Annotated in this window: 13 protein-coding genes; 3 read left to right on the top strand and 10 right to left on the bottom strand. The window is 41.7% G+C overall.

Annotation, left to right across the window (positions count from 1 at the left end; all coding sequences use genetic code 11):
- Positions 1-14: 14 nt before the first annotated feature.
- The 10 genes from HFD85_RS05380 to HFD85_RS05335 all read right to left on the bottom strand — a co-directional run bounded on the left by HFD85_RS05380 (position 15) and on the right by HFD85_RS05335 (position 13,272).
- Positions 15-1,004 carry a DUF3500 domain-containing protein gene (locus HFD85_RS05380; protein WP_167605825.1) on the bottom strand — a complete coding sequence of 330 codons (990 nt, stop codon included), beginning with the start codon at positions 1,002-1,004 and terminating at the stop codon, positions 15-17.
- A 454-nt stretch (positions 1,005-1,458) separates the two neighbouring features.
- Positions 1,459-1,965: a cupin domain-containing protein gene (locus HFD85_RS05375; protein WP_167605822.1), complete on the bottom strand. Its 507-nt coding sequence runs from the start codon at positions 1,963-1,965 to the stop codon at positions 1,459-1,461.
- A 671-nt stretch (positions 1,966-2,636) separates the two neighbouring features.
- Positions 2,637-3,812, bottom strand: coding sequence for a tetratricopeptide repeat protein (locus HFD85_RS05370; RefSeq protein WP_167605820.1), 1,176 nt, complete (start codon positions 3,810-3,812; stop codon positions 2,637-2,639).
- Between the two features lie 295 nt (positions 3,813-4,107).
- The gene (locus HFD85_RS05365; RefSeq protein WP_167605817.1) at positions 4,108-5,394 is read right to left on the bottom strand and encodes a retropepsin-like aspartic protease; all 1,287 of its coding nucleotides are present in this window, start codon (positions 5,392-5,394) and stop codon (positions 4,108-4,110) included.
- A gap of 252 nt (positions 5,395-5,646) precedes the next feature.
- Positions 5,647-6,477, bottom strand: a complete 831-nt coding sequence (locus tag HFD85_RS05360; RefSeq protein WP_167605813.1) for a CPBP family intramembrane glutamic endopeptidase — start codon at positions 6,475-6,477, stop codon at positions 5,647-5,649.
- Between the two features lie 153 nt (positions 6,478-6,630).
- On the bottom strand, positions 6,631-6,858 hold the full coding sequence (locus tag HFD85_RS05355) for a hypothetical protein (protein ID WP_167605810.1): 228 nt from the start codon (positions 6,856-6,858) through the stop codon (positions 6,631-6,633).
- Position 6,859: 1 nt separating this feature from the next.
- The gene (locus tag HFD85_RS05350; RefSeq protein WP_167605807.1) at positions 6,860-7,300 is read right to left on the bottom strand and encodes a hypothetical protein; all 441 of its coding nucleotides are present in this window, start codon (positions 7,298-7,300) and stop codon (positions 6,860-6,862) included.
- Positions 7,301-7,302: 2 nt separating this feature from the next.
- The gene (locus tag HFD85_RS05345) at positions 7,303-8,973 is read right to left on the bottom strand and encodes an AAA family ATPase (RefSeq protein ID WP_167605804.1); all 1,671 of its coding nucleotides are present in this window, start codon (positions 8,971-8,973) and stop codon (positions 7,303-7,305) included.
- A gap of 1,666 nt (positions 8,974-10,639) precedes the next feature.
- Positions 10,640-12,760, bottom strand: a complete 2,121-nt coding sequence (locus tag HFD85_RS05340) for a S9 family peptidase (protein WP_167605801.1) — start codon at positions 12,758-12,760, stop codon at positions 10,640-10,642.
- A 65-nt stretch (positions 12,761-12,825) separates the two neighbouring features.
- Positions 12,826-13,272, bottom strand: a complete 447-nt coding sequence (locus HFD85_RS05335; RefSeq protein ID WP_167605798.1) for a YybH family protein — start codon at positions 13,270-13,272, stop codon at positions 12,826-12,828.
- Positions 13,273-13,399: 127 nt separating this feature from the next.
- Here HFD85_RS05335 and HFD85_RS05330 point away from each other — a divergent pair, with 127 nt between their 5' ends.
- The 3 genes from HFD85_RS05330 to HFD85_RS05320 all read left to right on the top strand — a co-directional run bounded on the left by HFD85_RS05330 (position 13,400) and on the right by HFD85_RS05320 (position 17,044).
- On the top strand, positions 13,400-14,227 hold the full coding sequence (locus HFD85_RS05330; RefSeq protein ID WP_167605795.1) for a metallophosphoesterase: 828 nt from the start codon (positions 13,400-13,402) through the stop codon (positions 14,225-14,227).
- A gap of 114 nt (positions 14,228-14,341) precedes the next feature.
- Complete coding sequence (locus HFD85_RS05325) at positions 14,342-15,229, top strand: dienelactone hydrolase family protein (RefSeq protein WP_167605792.1); 888 nt, start codon at positions 14,342-14,344, stop codon at positions 15,227-15,229.
- A 90-nt stretch (positions 15,230-15,319) separates the two neighbouring features.
- Positions 15,320-17,044 (top strand): cellulase family glycosylhydrolase, encoded by a 1,725-nt coding sequence (locus tag HFD85_RS05320; protein ID WP_240925011.1) that lies wholly within the window; start codon positions 15,320-15,322, stop codon positions 17,042-17,044.
- Positions 17,045-17,046 lie beyond the last annotated feature (2 nt).

Here is a 17,046-nt window from a genome sequence, read left to right as displayed (position 1 = left end):
TTAAGCACTGAAAGTTAATGCGCATGTTGTTCCAAATGCTGACGAAGCAGATCTTTTCCATAATCGTTTCCGTTGGGCGTTCTCACTACAGTGTGAACGTGTTTCTTCGAGGGTTTATCTCCTTCGAGGAAAACCGGCTTTTGATGATCGAATTCAATGATTATTACCGGGCTTTGAATCCGGTAATAAAACGGCCCACTTCCGTCCATCGCGCCTACCCACGAAAAGTAAGTTTCATCGATATGCGCCAACACCTCATCCATTTTTATTTTTGAATAGCCTTCGCGCATATTGCCAACATATTCAGAAATTAAGCCTTTCAACAGCATTAGTTGTGATTCGCTGAACGCGGATGCTTTAATGCCGGCATACGGAAGAACAGCATTATCACGAAACGACTCCGTTTGGTTGTAGGCCACCTCTTTTCTGTCGAATAAAGTAGCCTGCTGCTTTTGTTCATCATCTAACGAATGGTACAAGGTCAATCCGAGTAGTTCTTCCTTTTCAAATGTCCGGGTTCCGGCATTTTCACCATCTTCAATGTAATTTGGTTCCGATCCCATAAAGGTGGGTGTCATAACAATCTGACCGCCCAGCACAAAGTAATTAATTACCAGGTGATGGCCGTCGAGTTGCCAGCCCCAGGGTTCGGTATCCGAAGGTTTTCCAAAAAATGTAAACCAGTATTTGTCGTGCCCCAGGTTTTCGAATTCACCTGACAAACGGGCCAGATAATCCTCCATTTTCATGATGTCCTGCGTTTTTTCGAATCCCTTTGGACTTAAGCTCTCATGGAGGATTTGAAAGGACAGATCTTTCTGCTCTTCGCTTAGATCAGCAAGTCCAATTCCGGTGCGTTTGTACAATCCGATATCGATATTGCTCCACCGACGCCATTCCTTATCGTCGACCGGAAAAACACAGCTTTCCTTTTGTTCATCGTTTAACGAGCGCAGGAAATTTTCAACTGCATTTTTTATGGGTTCCGTGCTCAGACCGGTCACCTCGATGGGATAAAGCCCCTGACGAATTTTCCCGTCGCTGGTAATTCCAGTAAAGGATTCGCCGAGTGCTTCCTTTTCCTCCTCCGAGTCGGTCTAATAAACCCTGAGCCTTGGAGCCGGAGTTGCTCTGCCGGTTTCCCTATCGATCTTTTTGCTTTGCTGACCTGAGCAGGCAAGCGAAATAAGAAGCAGAGAAATAAAAGCTAAACGATTCGATTTCATCAGTTAAGTTGCTACATGATTCTGTTACAACAGTTAATGAGAACTTAAGTTCCTGAGTATCGGTTGTTTTTTGGGCTATCACGTTTTATTCTGCAGGCGGATTGGCTCGTATTGACAGGTTTGTTTAACGTCCCCGCCGGTTCGCGATTGCTTCGCAGACCACTAGTTTATTTTGAAATCACACGATAAAATCGGGCGATAGCGGCGAAAAGAACTGTTTGAGTGCACGCTCTTACTTTTCTTCGTCTTCAACTTGTTTCCACACCTCCTTAATATTCTCTTCACCTTTAAAATAGCCAACCTGAGCGCTATTCTCAAAAATTTCAAAGGTAGGAGCTATCAATATTTTATTCGAATCGGGATATTCAGCAATATCGTAACCTATGTACGTTCTTATATCGAGGTAAACACAACTTTCTGTTGTATGATTGTATAATTGATGTGCCCCTGTTTCTCCTTTTTCAAAAAAGATCAGGTCGCCGGTATTCACCACGGTCAGTCCTTCAGGCGTTCTCAATGTAGCTGATCCGGAAATAATCATGAACAGTTCTTCCGCAAATCGATGGAAATGAAAAGGAGCTGAGTACTGTTCGGGATTCAATTGCCTCAAATCAAAGTTTAAGTTCTCCGGATTTATTCCTTTTTTGCTTCTCGATACTTCCGTAAACAGGCGGTAGTTATCAATTCTGTTCGGATGTTCCTTAAATTCTCTTTCCTGTGCTTTAAAAATTGTTGCCATATTGTTGTTGTTTTTGGATCGTTTAAACATCCATTTCATTCGAAATGTTTTTTACCGGTAGACAAGTAACTGTAAAGTTAAAATTTTTGCGGGCGCTTACCGAAAATTTTCAGTAAGTGCCCACGCCGCGAAACAGATTGCTTCGTTTTTCGGCAGTTGACAAATCGTGTGGCAATTGCGATCCCGGGCACTCGGGAAAAACAAGCTCACCACAATTGCGGTGCAAAACACCGATCAGCCCGAACAACCAATTGCCTGCACAGCTTTTTTGCTGCACTTACTACCCCGCCTTAAAAGGACGGCCTGTCCCGACTGAGTTTGCGAACGTCGGGAGGCTAAACACATTTCATCCCTCCGGGATTAAAATCGATTCAGTAGTTTCTGCAGATTAAAAGTCCCGTTAGGGACGGCAGGTTGGTATAACAGAATGTGATTACAAACATAAGTCCCAGCGGGACGACATCGCTGATTCGCGATTGCATCGCGGACTAGTATTTATTTTGAGATCATTCGATAAAATAGAGCTATAGCGGCGTTAGTCTAGGTACAGACGCTACGATAAAGGGATCCGATCCTTTCCAGTTGAAACACGTTCGGATCGAATCCGTGAAAACGCTAAAAAGCCGATCTGTAAACAGAACGGCTTTCGATATCATAAGGAAACAGTGTGATTACTCCCCCAGCTTTTCAAGAATGGCGTTGTACTTGTCCATATCTTTCATACGGTAGTACAGGCTTTTCAACGACTCAAGCGTATTAATATCTTCAGGATTCAGCTCAAGGCATTTTTCCATGTAAGGCAATGATTTCTCGAACCACTGATCGACTTTTTTCAGTTCGGCCTCGTACTTTTCATTTTCGTTAGCCGGAACATCGCGGGCTACATCATATTGCTGTACTCCTTTGTTGTAGTACAATGCACCAATGTTGTAATGAGCGTCAAAGAAAGTTGGATCAACTTTCATAGCCTCTTCGTAGCATTTAATAGCATTTTCTTCATCGCCAAAACGCTCGTATAAAGTACCCTGTGCAAAGTGATAAGTAACGTTATTTGGATCCTGCTTGATAGCCATATCCAAATATTTCATCGCTTCCTTAGTCTGATTGGTTTTAAGGTACAAGTCGATCATACTGGTCAGAATATCATTGTCAGCCGGATATTTCTCAAACCCTTCCTTAATTGTTTCCAGCGCTTTTGTCGTGTCCTTCAGATTCATGTATGATTCATAAATCATTCGGTAAGCGCTCTCACCATTGTAATTGTATTTTGCAGCCTCACCATAATATGTGATGGCTTTTTCGTACTGTTGAGAATAGTATGCGGCCAAACCGCTATTATATATAATCACCGTATCAACAGCATCCGGATTATCAGCTTTTACAATATCGATGTTCTGAATATCAAGAATCTGCTCGAAAGATCTAAGTGCAGTTTCGTAATCGTTAGTATTAAAAGCTTCAACCGCCTGGTTGCTCAGGTTGTTGGTCAACAGAGTCAGTTTAATTTTAATGCTGTTAGAGCCTTTACCTTTGTCGTCGAGTTCCAAAGCTTTTTTGTACGATTCCAAAGCTGTTGTTAACGGATCTTCCGCTAAAGCTTTCACATTGGCATCCTGACTCTCAAATATTGCCTGGTAAATTTCGCCACGAACTTCCCATGTTTTTGACCATGGAATAGACTTTTCAGCCTTCTCGTTAGAAGGATCAATGGCTTCTTTAATGGCTTCCAAAGCCTTGTCGAGTTTACCGGTGTCTTTAAAATTCTGAGCACTTGTAACTTTACCTTTTTGGGCAAAAGCACCTCCAAAGGCAAACAATAAGGTTAGTAGAATAATTGATTTTTCCATCTGATAAAAATTTTAAAGTTTTTTGTCCATCACGTCTTCCTTTTACTTTTCAGAAGTGCCGCGACTCTACATATTATTTTAGAATTTTTTGTTTTATATCAATGTAAAATTTACGTTTTCAAATGTTATCGCAACCCGAACAAAAAATATCAGTTATTTATTCCTGTTCTAAGTTACTTTCTTCATTTTCAGTATTTCCATTTTCCAAAGCCCAGCTGGTTAGCGATTGCATCGCGGACCAATAGTTTATTTTTTAATCACACAATAAGATCGTGCGATAGCGGCGAGCAGGGTCTTAGTTGTTTAGTTCCATTGTTACCGGTCCGTTTATCGTTTTGCCATCCGGTAAACGAACAGAGTCCTGACAGAACATACGATAAACACGACCTTTCTGCTTATATAATTTTGTGTATCCAAAAGCCACATAATTAACCTGTTTTGATTCACTTTCAATTGAAATTACAGTTCCCCCGGGTTTTGGATATAGTTCTATGGTATTATCATTATCTATAACGGACTGCCAACTATGGTTCTTAACGCTGAATTGGCTTGCATTTAAGTTGGCGGAAATAAAGTAGGATTTGTTATTCGGAAAATCTAAAACGACCCTTTCAAACGACCATATAAAGGGAATGCCTAATAAATCGGCATGGTTATTATTAACACATCTAATATTGTTATATTCATATTTCCCGAATTTTATGTCAACAAAACTGCCATCGATGGTCTGATTATTAATTGAATCTAAATGGTTTAATCCTCCTTTCCCGCGAGCCTGATAAAAAGTTATTTTCTCCTTTTCAGACTCTTTTCCCTGTGGTATTGAATCGGAAAGAATTATAGGAGAACTACACCCGAAATCGAGAAGAAGCATTTTCGCTGTTTCGTTGATAAACACCGGGATTTCTTTAACGTTATTTTTTGAAACTAAATCAATAGCCAGGGAGTCGGATAAAGTACTGCAATACGCTTTGTTATTTGAGACGGTAACACATTGATTTAAGAGATCGAAATCCCAGGTAAATTTGGATATGATATCATTTCCGAGAACTCCAACAACACTGTCGTGCCCAAAAAATATTCCATCAGAAGAAGTCCACGTCAGCGAGTCAAGGGGATAGGTTTTTAAGTTTCTAATTGAAATGTCGCCCAATTCGAACTCTCTAACAATATGAGAAGGTTTATTTTGTCTTATACCATTCGCATCTTTAATTGTAAGGTGTTTCCACTTCAAGCTTCCGTTGCTAATGTATTTCTCATTAACTACAGTTACACCACAACCCGTATCGAAAAGAAAAAGTCCCGGAGCACCATTTATTTGTGCTTTCAGGTATAAATGGCCTTCATTCCCAACCGTAAAGTCACTTGTAAATTTGTCCGCATTCAAACTCCAGACTACTTCTTCCTCATAATCTTTTTCAATAGTTCCAATTACTATTGAAACCAGAGACATAAAAAAAGCAAATGACAGAACAACTGTAATGCCTGCAACCCGACTCTTCAGAAGGGTAAATGAAAATACCAGGCTAAGAATTACCAGGGGTATAACAATCACTATTTTTGTAAACACAAATTTTGCCACCGAAATATTGAGAATCACAATGGGCAACAACAGTATACAGAAAACCATTACTGACTGAAGCAATATTTGTGTAACTGTTTTTGTGTTTTTCATATGCTATATCTGAACATTAGACCTTGGCTGGCGCGAATCAAAAATCAGCCACAGGCTGAAATTTATATTTCAATCCTTTCGGAGACACACCGATTACATCCCATCCGTCAGCTGACGGATCGGGAGGCGCGAGCGGCGAGAGCGGGTCACCACATACAACTACGAGCTCTCCTCTTCGTGCGCTGCTGCCACTTTCAGCGGCGCTTTATTAAATTCCTTTTGCAAAAAGTAAGTACTCACCAAAACGATAATTATTGACCCAACAATGGCTAAAATCAAATTTGTTAGCCCGCCATACATTTGTACCAGGGTTTCATCCATGGCCGTTGAATCATCAACAAAAAAGTGCGTTAAATAGGCACTTAAATTAGCCGATGCGTGTATGATTATCGAATACGACAAACTCCTGGTACGGTAATACACCCATCCCGAAAAGATTCCGATAATCAGTCCGGTTACAAATTGCCAGGGATTCAGGTGCACCAGTCCAAAAAGCAAAGCGGAAATCAGGATGGATTTTTGGGGTGAATAATTTTTCAGCAATCCATCAAGGATTATCCCCCGAAATATTAATTCTTCCAGTATTGGAGCGGCCACCACCATCATCAAAAACGCAAAAACCCCGGTTTGACTTCCAAAATCCATAAATGCTTTTTTAATGCTCTCGGGCATGGGAATCAGATTTCCAAGCGGTGAAACAATTCCAAACAATAAAGCAATTGTTCCAACTACCACCCAGGGAATTATCAGCTTGTTTTCAATAGCGATGTTAAACGAGTGCTTACTTGTTTTTCTTTTACGTATGGTATAAACCAGAAAAAAAGGCAGCCCGATTGCCAGCAGGTAATACAGCAGCATGGAGGCTTCTTTGCCAATCAATTTCTCCAATGCTAAAACCGGCGCAAGGAAGATCATACCGAGGATTACAATCCCTGTAATTCCAAAACTTTGAGCTACGTTAGGATAATTTTGAGTTGTTAATTCTGTCATTGGTTAGTTTTTTTTTCATGATCTTGTTCGTGAAAAGATTCAATCCTTTCGGAGACACACCGATTGCATCCCATCCGTCAGCTGACGGATCGGGAGGCGCGAGCGGAGGAGAAGCAGGAGCGAGAGACTAATCCGAAAGATTGTTGCCAAACGTCATTCGCTAAAAATCCTAATTATATAGTATAATAATTCACTTACTTTTCCTTGTTTAGTAATCTCAAGTATTAATCCAACCAATATTGGAAGAATAACACCACTTGTAAACCAACCAATGCTTCTTTTATCAGGAATTCCTATTTTATTTCTGTTACCTCTAATATTAGGAGAGTTATCTCCTGTTGATGCTTGGTTATCATTTCCAGTCTGATTAATTGTTGCCATATTACTTAATATTTGAAGAATTATTGCCCGTTGCAGCTTGGTTATTATTGCCACTTTGATTAATTACGATCCCTGCTGGTTGTAATTCTGAAATCGCTTCATCTTTATTAAAAACAGTTATTCCATTATAATTAATAGGATTATAATCCTCCTTTTCACATACAATTAATCTTTTATCATGAGTTCTTCTGCAGGTATCAATAAATAGATTTTCAAAATCATTAATAGCAACTGGTTTCCAGTATTTCTTAAAATCCATTCCTTTAATCCATTCACGAATTGTACCTGATTCATTGGCATATTTAATGTACTCCTCAAGTATTTTATCATTAATTACAACTCTATTAGGATTTTCTTGAATAAAGTGCCATAGTAAATCATATGCGTACTTTAACTCTTTACTTGCAGTTTCTAGTACCTTTGAACAAACTGTATAATCCATAGTTATATCTGATTCTTTAGAAATTCAATAGTATCCTTTAAATCATCTGCATAAAAATCGCTTGGCCACTCAAACTCACCAGTATCGCTTATTTCTACATTCTCAATTATTGCGTGATTTCTTGAATCATTTTTTGGATGTATAAAGTAAATGGCGACATCCGAGGCGTCGATGCTCCCATCAGATATCCTCCTTCTAAGTCTTTTTAATAAATATTCACTGTGTGTTTCGATAATAAAGTTTCTTGTAATATTATCGTCCTTACATGTATCAATAAATAAATCGGCTAGTTCTGCTTGCATCTTTGGATGTAAGTGAATTTCTGGCTGTTCTATCAAAGTAATTGAATTATTCCTAGCTAAATAACTTTGTGCAATAATTGGCATTACTTGTGATATGCCAAAGCCTACATCTGTGATATCTAAACTTAAACCACTATGATGAACTCTAATTTTGTGAATTACTTCTTCTAATTGGTCAATGTCTACGTTAATGTTAAATTTCTTCATCCAGGAGTTTACCTTCCTTTTAATATCTGTTCGTTCTCTAAAAAGCTCAATTAATTGTATTGAGTCCACTGTGCTAACAGAATAGGAATTTATAACCTCATCTTGAAAATAATAACGTCTTGGGTACGCTCTTAATGGATTTATATAGTTAATATTTCTATGGTTGAAATTATCTTTTATAGGACTTATTGTTTGTTCAATAAGTTGTAGAAGAAATTCAATGAAAAAATTATCTCTTTTTCGTCTTACGACCATACGACTTGCCAATTCCAGGTTTGTTAAATCTATAGTGTTTCCGAATTTACTTGAGTATTTTTCAAGCAACTCACTATCAAACACATCACTTTGCAATACATGATGTTTTCCTCTTCGAACATTTTTATAGTAATAATTCAGTATTACTTGATTTTTTGCATTTATTGTAAATCCCTCTAGCTCAGTAGTTCTATTTTTTTCATTGTATTTTATGACATACTCAATTTCCAAATTTTTAAAATCAATATTGGATAAAGTGTTTGCGAACTGAGAAGCGTGTTTATAGGGAGCGAAATCCACAATAATTTTCTTCTCAGCTGATGAATAAATATTCGAATCATCATATCTCCACATATTCCGAAAATATATATCCATTATTTTTTCAAATTCTTTTGAAGGTAAGTTTTTGGCGGCCATATTAATTTTTCTCTTTAGCCCACTGAGCTTTGAGAAAACATTACCAACATCCATTATTTCTTCAAAACTTGGTGTAAATTGGTAACGAATGTCTCTAGCTCTTCTTATGATTCTGTTATCGTCTTCTTTAATGGTAATAAGGGAATAAATTTTATCTAGCGTATAAAATAATTCAAATATTCTTTCATTGACATTTTCAATAACTCGTTTATATTCTATATTGGAAATATCAAAACAAAGTCGTATGTTAGAACTCGTTTTTTTATTATGAAAAATATTTTTGTTCTCTCCTAATTTTACCAAATCACCATTGAGTTGAAGAATATTTTGTCTATTTTTTCTACTACTGAATGTTTGAGTAATCATTAACAATAATTGTATTAAGCTACTTTTCCCTGCACTGTTAGTGCCAAGTAGAATAGTTATAGGTTTAATTTTTATTTCGCCACTTTTAAATGCCTTATAATTGCCTAACCTTATAGTATGTATCATAATTATGTTATTTTGTTCTAAATTTTTTAAAAATTTGTCGTTACTATACATGAAATCCAGCAAGTTGTATTATTTCACTTTTATCACTTTGGATAATGGAACCAAATTATGGGGCATACCATCTTTTCTGAATTTTATAGGAGGGAGCATTTTCATTAGTAAGGTATTAATTTTTAGTTTTCCCGAAGATAGAAATAAAAATGTTTTGTTCAACAGAAACACAGGATGTTTTGCAGCTAAACACCTGAATATGATAACAAAGACAGTGTTTCCGCGGCTTTCGTAAGCGGGGAACAGGCTTGCAGCATCGGGGGAGAAGGATAATTTCCTTATCCGGAGGGATTATTTCCTTGTCCATCATCGATATTTCCTATGCCAGCAACATTATTTCTTAGGAAATAGCTATAATTTCCTTATCCGGTACGATGCCGGACTTGTCCACAGGCATTATTTCCTTGTCCATCATAGTTATTTCCTATGCCAGAGACATTATTTCTTAGGGAATGTCTATGATTTCCTTGTCCGGAACGATGCCGGACTTGTCCACAGCCATTATTTCCTTGTCCACGACAGCTGTTTCCTCTGTTATCGGAACTATTTTTTTTAGGGAATAGCTATGGTTACCCCGGGGAGAAAGGTAATTCCCATGGGGAGTGAAGGAAAAAAACAGGGAAAGTTCGGAGCAATGTACGTTCGCATCCTCAGACCTACGAACATTTCATCCCTCCGGGATTAAGATTGATTCGATAGTATCTGAGATTGCTTCGCCTTCCGCCGGCTGCCGGATATTATACACTTATGCAGTCATTGCGATCCCGGGCACCCGGGAGAAGCAATCTCACCATAATTGCGGTGCAAACCACCAACAAGCCCGAACAACCAACTGCTTGCACCGCCTTTTTTTGCTGCACCCAATACCCCGCCTTAAAAGGCGGGGCTACAGATATTTCATCCCTCCGGGATTAAAATCGATTCAGTAGTTTCTGCAGGTTAAAAGTCCCATTAGGGACGACAGATTGGTAAAACATCATGCCAACACAAACATAAGTCCCGGAGGGACGACACCGAATGTTAAGTCCTCTGCTGGTTCGCCCCGCTGGTTCGCAATTGTATCGCGGACTAGTATTTTATTTTGAACTCATTCGATAAAATCGGGCGATAGCTACGTGCGAGCATCCAAACCTTGAAGGTTTAAGAACCCTTCAAGGCCGCTTCTATAAAAAGGATCCGATCCGTCATTGTTTTATCTCACACGGATCGGATCCCTCTCCCACTTCTAATCAACAATTCTTATGCGGCGCATGCCAATGCATATTTTCAAAATAGTTCTGCGGTTGCGCCTGTTTTTCCCACACATTTATCCCAGGGCGGCCTTCATCCGTCAGTCGCCGGATTCATTTGCCCCGGGCTGTTAGCTTTCGTCCCTTCAGGACTAAGAGGGAAAAAGCCCCAAAGGGGCGCGAGCAATCAGCCCGGTGTGCAGCGCCGGGTTAATGACCAGCCAGCAACTCGTCCGGCGAAGAAAGTTGATAAGAGCTTGTTGGTTGTCCCGGACGAAAACCAATGGTGAGTTCAGACCTTGAAGCTTTTTGAAACCTCCAAGGTCTACTGAAAGAAGGATCCGATCCATTCCGGGTTCAACGGATACGGATCGGATCCCTTTGGATTACAAATAATCGAAAAAGTACTGACTTACTTTTTGCATCAGGTGGATGCGGTCTTTTCCGCGTACGTTGTGCGGGTGAATCGGGTAAGCAAAAAAGTCGACCTGCTTGCCTTCCTTCACACATTCGCGCAGGTACTTCATGCTGTGCTGCATCACCACTGTTTCGTCCTGAACGCCGTGGATCAGCATTAATTTTCCCTGCAAATTTTTGATATGGCTGGTCATGTTTGTTTCTCCGTAACCTTCCGGGTTTTCCTGCGGCATGTCCATGTAGCGTTCGCCGTACATAATCTCGTACATGCTCCAGTCGACCACAGGCCCGCCGGCAACACCCACTTTAAACACTTCGGGGTGGCGTGTCATCAGGTTCAGGGTCATAAAACCACCGTAGCTCCAGCCGTGCACACCAATGCGGTCGGCATCAACATAAGGCAGCGAAAGCAGGAACTCGATTCCCTGCATCTGGTCTTCGGTTTCCAACACGCCCAACTGACGGTGGATCGCGGTCTCGAAACTGCGCCCGCGGTTACTGGTTCCGCGGTTATCGAGCGTAAACGCAATGTAGCCCTGCGAAGCCATGTAATACTGCCACCAGCGTGCCTGGTTGTGCCAGCTCTTATCTACCAGCTGCGAATGCGGCCCGCCGTAAACGTACACCACCACCGGGTATTTTTTCGTAGGATCGAAATGGGTTGGCAGGATCAGGCGGCCATACAGATCGTAGTTGCCGTCTTTGGTTTTTAAGGTCACCAGTTTGTTTTCGCCCAGGTCGTAATCCGCTACCGGATCGTTGGCTGTAAAAACATTCCGCACCGGTTTGCCTTTGGTGCTCACCACGTCAACTTTGCCGGGAACCGAAGTAGCGTTCCAGCTATCGATAAGATAGGTGGTATTCGGGCTCAATGTACCGTGATGAATGCCTTCGTCGCTGCTCAGCCGTGTGGTTGCCCCCGACTTTACATCCACTTTGTACAGGTTGTTTTGCAGCGGATCGTCCAGGGTACCTTCAACAAACAACTGTTTTTCCTTTTCATCGAAACCAAGGATTGCAGTTACCTCCCACTCCCCTTTTGTGATTTGCTGCAGCAAGTCGCCGTTTGTATTGTATTTGTACACATGAAACCAGCCATCCTGGCGGCTCAGGTAATAAAACTCGCCGGTATTTACTTTCGAAAACTGAATGGGGTACAGCGGCTCAACATAAGTATCGGCTGTTTCTTCGAACAGCGTTTTAACACGTTCGCCGTTGGCAACATCGTAACAATTTAGCTGCATGTGGTTTTGTTCGCGGTTGAGCTCGGCCATGTAAATGTTTTTTTCGTCGGGCGACCAGGCCACGTTGGTCAGAAAATGATCGAGCGGTTCACCGGTCTTAAGAAATACCGTTTTTCCGCTTGCGATAGTGTAAACACCCAGCGTAACGTGGTGACTTGCCATTCCGGCCATCGGGTATTTCACCGGGGTGTATTCGGCTTCGCGTGCCATAAAATCAACCAGCGGATAATCTTTTACCATGCTTTCGTCCTTGCGGTAAAAAGCAATAAAATTGGCTTTCGGTGAAATATAAATCCCGCCTGAAATGCCAAATTCGTTGCGGTGTACGGTCTTCCCGTTTACAATACCGTTGCCGCCGTCGGTGGTTATTTGTGTTGTTTTATTTTGTGCATCAACAACAAAGAGGTTATTATTCTGAACGTAGGCAACAAATTTCCCGGTTTTGCTGAAATTCAGATCCTCGGCTCCTTCGGGCACTATGATTTCGTAATTCAGCTGCGTTTTTGCAAGATCAACGACCAGGTAACTTTGCTGTGTGCGGATCAGCAGCTCATTTTCAGAATTCCATTCGTAATACGGAAAGCGGGTAAAGTCCCTGTTGGTAATTTCACTCAACTGAGCCACCGTAAGCAAGGTTTGTTTGTTGCCGCTTTTGGCATCGGTTTCAACCAGTGCATTTTCGTCAACCTGTGTATAAGTTCCGTCGGTTCTCCAGTTTAGCCCGCTTACCGATTCGGGGCGTAAATAGGTGTAGCGTCCCCAAACGGCGTCTTCGAGACTCATTTGTTTGGTTTGGGCAACTGCAATCTGGCTGAGGATCAAAAATAAAAGGACTAATCTCTTCACGGTAATCTATTTTGAATGTGAAGGGCGAAAATACTATTCGTGATCCGCTAAAAAAAGAAGAATAATCAGTTTTCCGCGCTGGAATGATCGCTAACAATCTTCCACGCTCCGTCGATCTTTTGAAACACCAGCGTAAAGTGCCCGGCAGCATCGCCGATCTCACGGGTAAGGTCGTAACGTCCGATCATAAACACTGTTTTCCGGTCGATTTTCTGAAGGCGAAGCACCTTAAACTGAAGGTGGCCCATTGCTTTTTTGTCGGGGTAACCTTTTTTGTAGCGCTCGAGCGTGGCATCCCAGCCATAAGTGGGGCCATTACCACCAACAAATGCCAGTTGATCGGAGTGCCAGTAGGTTTCCATAAATTTTTCGAGATTGCCTTCGTTCCAGGCTTCCGACTGCAGCTGAAGCAGGTTACGGATAGCGCGCTCATCCTTTTCACTTAAGCGATTTTCGGCAATTGCCGAAAGCCCTAAAAAAAGGGTAACCAGAAGAATTATTGACTTTTGCATATTCTATTTTGAATGTTCCTTGCTAAATTAGCAATCCTGGTGTTACAGGAAACATAAATTAAATTCAATGTCGGGAAAATCGATTCTAAAACTATTCTTTGTTCTGCTTCTATTCAGTTTCAGTCAAATGGCAAAATCGCAAATTACAGTTGGGGTATTCGCCGATTGCCAGTATTGCGATTGCGACACCAAGGGCACCCGTTTTTACAGAAATTCACTCGGCAAACTGAACGACTGCATCCGGCAATTTAACAGTAGCAATGTAAAGTTTATCGTTGGACTGGGCGATCTGATCGACAGGGATATTTCGAGTTACGACAGTATAACTCCCATTTTAGCGCAATCGAAAACAGAAATTTTCCAGGTGATCGGCAATCACGATCTGGAAGTTAATATTGCGGATTTGCAAGAAGTACCTCAAAAACTAATGCTTGATAAAACGTGGTATTCGTTTGTAAAAAAAGGCTGGCGTTTTATCTTTTTGAACGGGAGCGATGTTACGTTTCAATCGAACGACCCCAATATCGTTGAAAAAGCAAAGACACTCACCACAACCTTGAAGAACGAAGGCAAACCCAATTACCACGAATGGAACGGTGGAATTGGTAACGAGCAACTTCAATGGATGGAACGCGAGCTGCAGGAAGCACAAGACAAGCAGCAAAAAGTAATCCTGTTTTGTCATTATCCGCTTCTGCCCTACGATGCCCATTCACTTTGGAACACCGAAGAAGTTGTTGACCTCCTGAAAAAATATGATTGCGTAAAATGCTGGATGAACGGACATAATCATGCAGGCAATTATACCTTCACCGATGGCATACATTTCCTAAACCTGAAAGGCATGGTAGAAACCGCTGATATCAACAGTTTTTCAATTGTAAAACTCAGCAAAAACAAGATTGAAGTGACCGGTTTTGGAAATGAACAGCACCGAATCCTCCCGTTGAATTAAGTTCCGGGTAATCCCTCGTTTTACTTTCCTTACGTTTTGTACCTTCTCGAAAAAAGCCTTTGCTCTTCTTGAACAAAACATTCTTTTTCAGGTTTTTAATGAAAATACTTTTCCATGAAAAACATAAAAAAAGAACAGGTTGACCAGGGAGTATTTGACCTGTACGACGAGTACGCACACAACAAGATCGATCGCCGGCAGTTTATGGAACGACTTTCGGCTTATGCCGTTGGTGGATTGACGGTAGCGTCGCTGATGAGTTTTATAATGCCTGATTACCAGGAAAAGATACAGGTAAAAGCCGATGACAGCAGGTTAAAGACCGAGACCATCGAATATGCCTCGCCAAAAGGCGGGGGTAAAATCAGGGGACAACTTTCGAGACCTGCAGGCAATACTAAAAAATTACCGGGCATTGTGGTTGTTCACGAAAATCGTGGGCTGAATCCGCACATCGCCGATGTTGGACGAAGAGCTGCACTTGAAGGTTTTATTTCGCTTTCGCCGGATGCTTTAACACCGCTGGGTGGTTACCCGGGCAATGACGACGATGGCCGTGCCCTTCAAAGCAAACGCGACCGAAATGAAATGCTGGAGGATTTTATTGCTGCCTTTGAAACCCTCAAAAACCATCCCGAATGTGACGGAAATATTGGAGTGGTAGGTTTTTGTTTTGGTGGCTGGATTTCGAACATGATGGCTGTTCGGGTTCCGGATTTGAAAGCTGCCGTTCCGTTTTACGGTGGGCAACCTGATGCTGAAGATGTTCCAAAGATTCAGGCGCCCTTGTTGCTGCATTATGCCGGCCTCGACCAGCGTGTAAATGCCGGCTGGCCCGCTTATGAAGCGGCGCTAAAAGCAAATAACAAAGAGTACACGGCCTATATTTATGAAGGCGCCAATCACGGATTTCACAACGACACCACGCCGCGTTACGATGAAAAAGCCGCTAAACTGGCCTGGCAACGTACTGCTGATTTTTTCAAAAAAAAGCTGGTTTAGTTCACTAAATACCAAACGATTTTAAGGCTGCAAGCGAAAGGTTTTGCGGCCTCTTTTTTTACCTTTACAAGCACAACAAAATCAAACCTTATGAAATCTTTCTTTTTGATGTTGCTGCTTACGTGTGCCTGCTCTGTTTTTGCACAAAACCGTGAACATGCTTTTGAAATTAACGAAAAACTGGGGCGCGGTGTCAATTTCGGAAATATGTTTGAGGCCCCCACAGAAACAGGTTGGGGAAATCCCTGGCAGGCTGAATATGCAGGAATAATTGCTGATCTTGGCTTTCATCATGTTCGAATTCCGATTCGCTGGGAACCGGAAGCCAGAAGCTCTTCCACCTTCCCATTCACCATAGAAGAAATTTTCCTCAATCGCATAAAGCAAGTGGTTGATTCGTGCCTCAATAACGGATTATTGGCAATTATAAACATGCACCACCACGAAGCATTGCTGACAGATCCGGATGCGCAAAAGGCACGTTTCCTGGCTCAATGGGAACAGATAGCAGAGTTCTTTAAAGATTACCCCGACGAGTTGCTTTTCGAAATATTAAACGAACCCAATGGTGCCATGACGGCCACAAAATGGAATACTTTCCTTGTTGATGCGCTGGCGAAGATAAGGGTAACAAATCCTAAGCGCGTAGTTCTGATCGGCACTCCGGAATGGGGAGGTTTAGGTGGATTACCGAAACTCGAACTCCCCAACGATGACAATATTATTTTGACCATCCACTACTACAACCCGTTTCATTTTACACACCAGGGTGCGGAATGGTCGGAAGGATCGGACGCCTGGCTGGGAACCAAATGGAACGATACCGAAACCGAACGGCAGGTAATTCAAAACGATTTTGCCCCTTTAAAAACCATGGAAACACAAAACAATGTTCCTGTTCACATTGGCGAATTCGGTTCGTACAGCAAAGCCGACGAAAGCTCACGTGGCAAATGGACTACCTACCTGGCCCGCTATTTCGAAAGCCAGAACTGGAGCTGGGCCTACTGGGAATTCAGCGCAGGTTTTGGAATTTACAATCCCGGCAGCGACACTTACAGAAAGTTTCTGGTTGATGCACTCCTGCACAATCCGATGCCCGAACCGGCTTATTATGTCGGTACCCCTGTTTATACATCCGGCTTTTCGCAGAATACTTCGGGCTGGAACGTCTACACTCAAGGTGGCGCGTCTGCCATCAAAGAAAATTCATCGGGCAATCTCGACATTACTATCAACAGTGTTGGCACCGAAAACTGGCATGTTCAGCTGGTAAAAAACAACGTCCGACTTGAAGCGGGAAAAAAATACCGGGTAACATTTGTGGCAAAAGCCGCCGGGCAGCGACAAATTAACGCCTATACCGGCCAAAGCGTGTCGCCATGGTCGTCGTACAGCGGATACAATTCCACGAATATCGGCACCGAATTCGCCACGTATTCCTACGTATTCGATATGAAGGAAAATGATAATGCCGCCAGAATCGTTTTCGATATGGGGCGCTCGGCTGAAAATGTGTCTTTCAAATCCATTGTTCTGGAATCGATCGAACTACAGGAACCTTCATCTTCCTTATTGAAAAAAGATGTGGACAGCCAGATATTTCCAAACCCGGTTCAGAACAAACTGATACTAAATAACCGCGATGATTTTCAGCAGATAGTGATCAGCAACCTGCAGGGTCGCATTGTTCTAAGCCGGACTTTAAATAACTTTAAGAACGAAATCGAACTTAGCACATTGACTTCTGGCATTTATTTTGTTTCCTTGCAAAACCAGAAAAACAGATTTACTACAAAAATCATCAAAAATTAAGG

The sequence above is a fragment of the Maribellus sediminis genome (assembly GCF_011799805.1).
GTDB lineage: Bacteria > Bacteroidota > Bacteroidia > Bacteroidales > Prolixibacteraceae > Draconibacterium > Draconibacterium sediminis_A.
This window is presented reverse-complemented; position numbering and strand designations above follow the sequence as displayed.

Coding starts and splice junctions, on each gene's coding strand:
- HFD85_RS05375 (WP_167605822.1), bottom strand. CDS start 1,965: ATGGCAACAATTTTTAAAGCACAGGAAAGAGAATTTAAGGAACATCCG.
- HFD85_RS05370 (WP_167605820.1), bottom strand. CDS start 3,812: ATGGAAAAATCAATTATTCTACTAACCTTATTGTTTGCCTTTGGAGGT.
- HFD85_RS05360 (WP_167605813.1), bottom strand. CDS start 6,477: ATGACAGAATTAACAACTCAAAATTATCCTAACGTAGCTCAAAGTTTT.
- HFD85_RS05355 (WP_167605810.1), bottom strand. CDS start 6,858: ATGGCAACAATTAATCAGACTGGAAATGATAACCAAGCATCAACAGGA.
- HFD85_RS05350 (WP_167605807.1), bottom strand. CDS start 7,300: ATGGATTATACAGTTTGTTCAAAGGTACTAGAAACTGCAAGTAAAGAG.
- HFD85_RS05345 (WP_167605804.1), bottom strand. CDS start 8,973: ATGATACATACTATAAGGTTAGGCAATTATAAGGCATTTAAAAGTGGC.
- HFD85_RS05335 (WP_167605798.1), bottom strand. CDS start 13,272: ATGCAAAAGTCAATAATTCTTCTGGTTACCCTTTTTTTAGGGCTTTCG.
- HFD85_RS05330 (WP_167605795.1), top strand. CDS start 13,400: ATGGCAAAATCGCAAATTACAGTTGGGGTATTCGCCGATTGCCAGTAT.
- HFD85_RS05325 (WP_167605792.1), top strand. CDS start 14,342: ATGAAAAACATAAAAAAAGAACAGGTTGACCAGGGAGTATTTGACCTG.
- HFD85_RS05320 (WP_240925011.1), top strand. CDS start 15,320: ATGAAATCTTTCTTTTTGATGTTGCTGCTTACGTGTGCCTGCTCTGTT.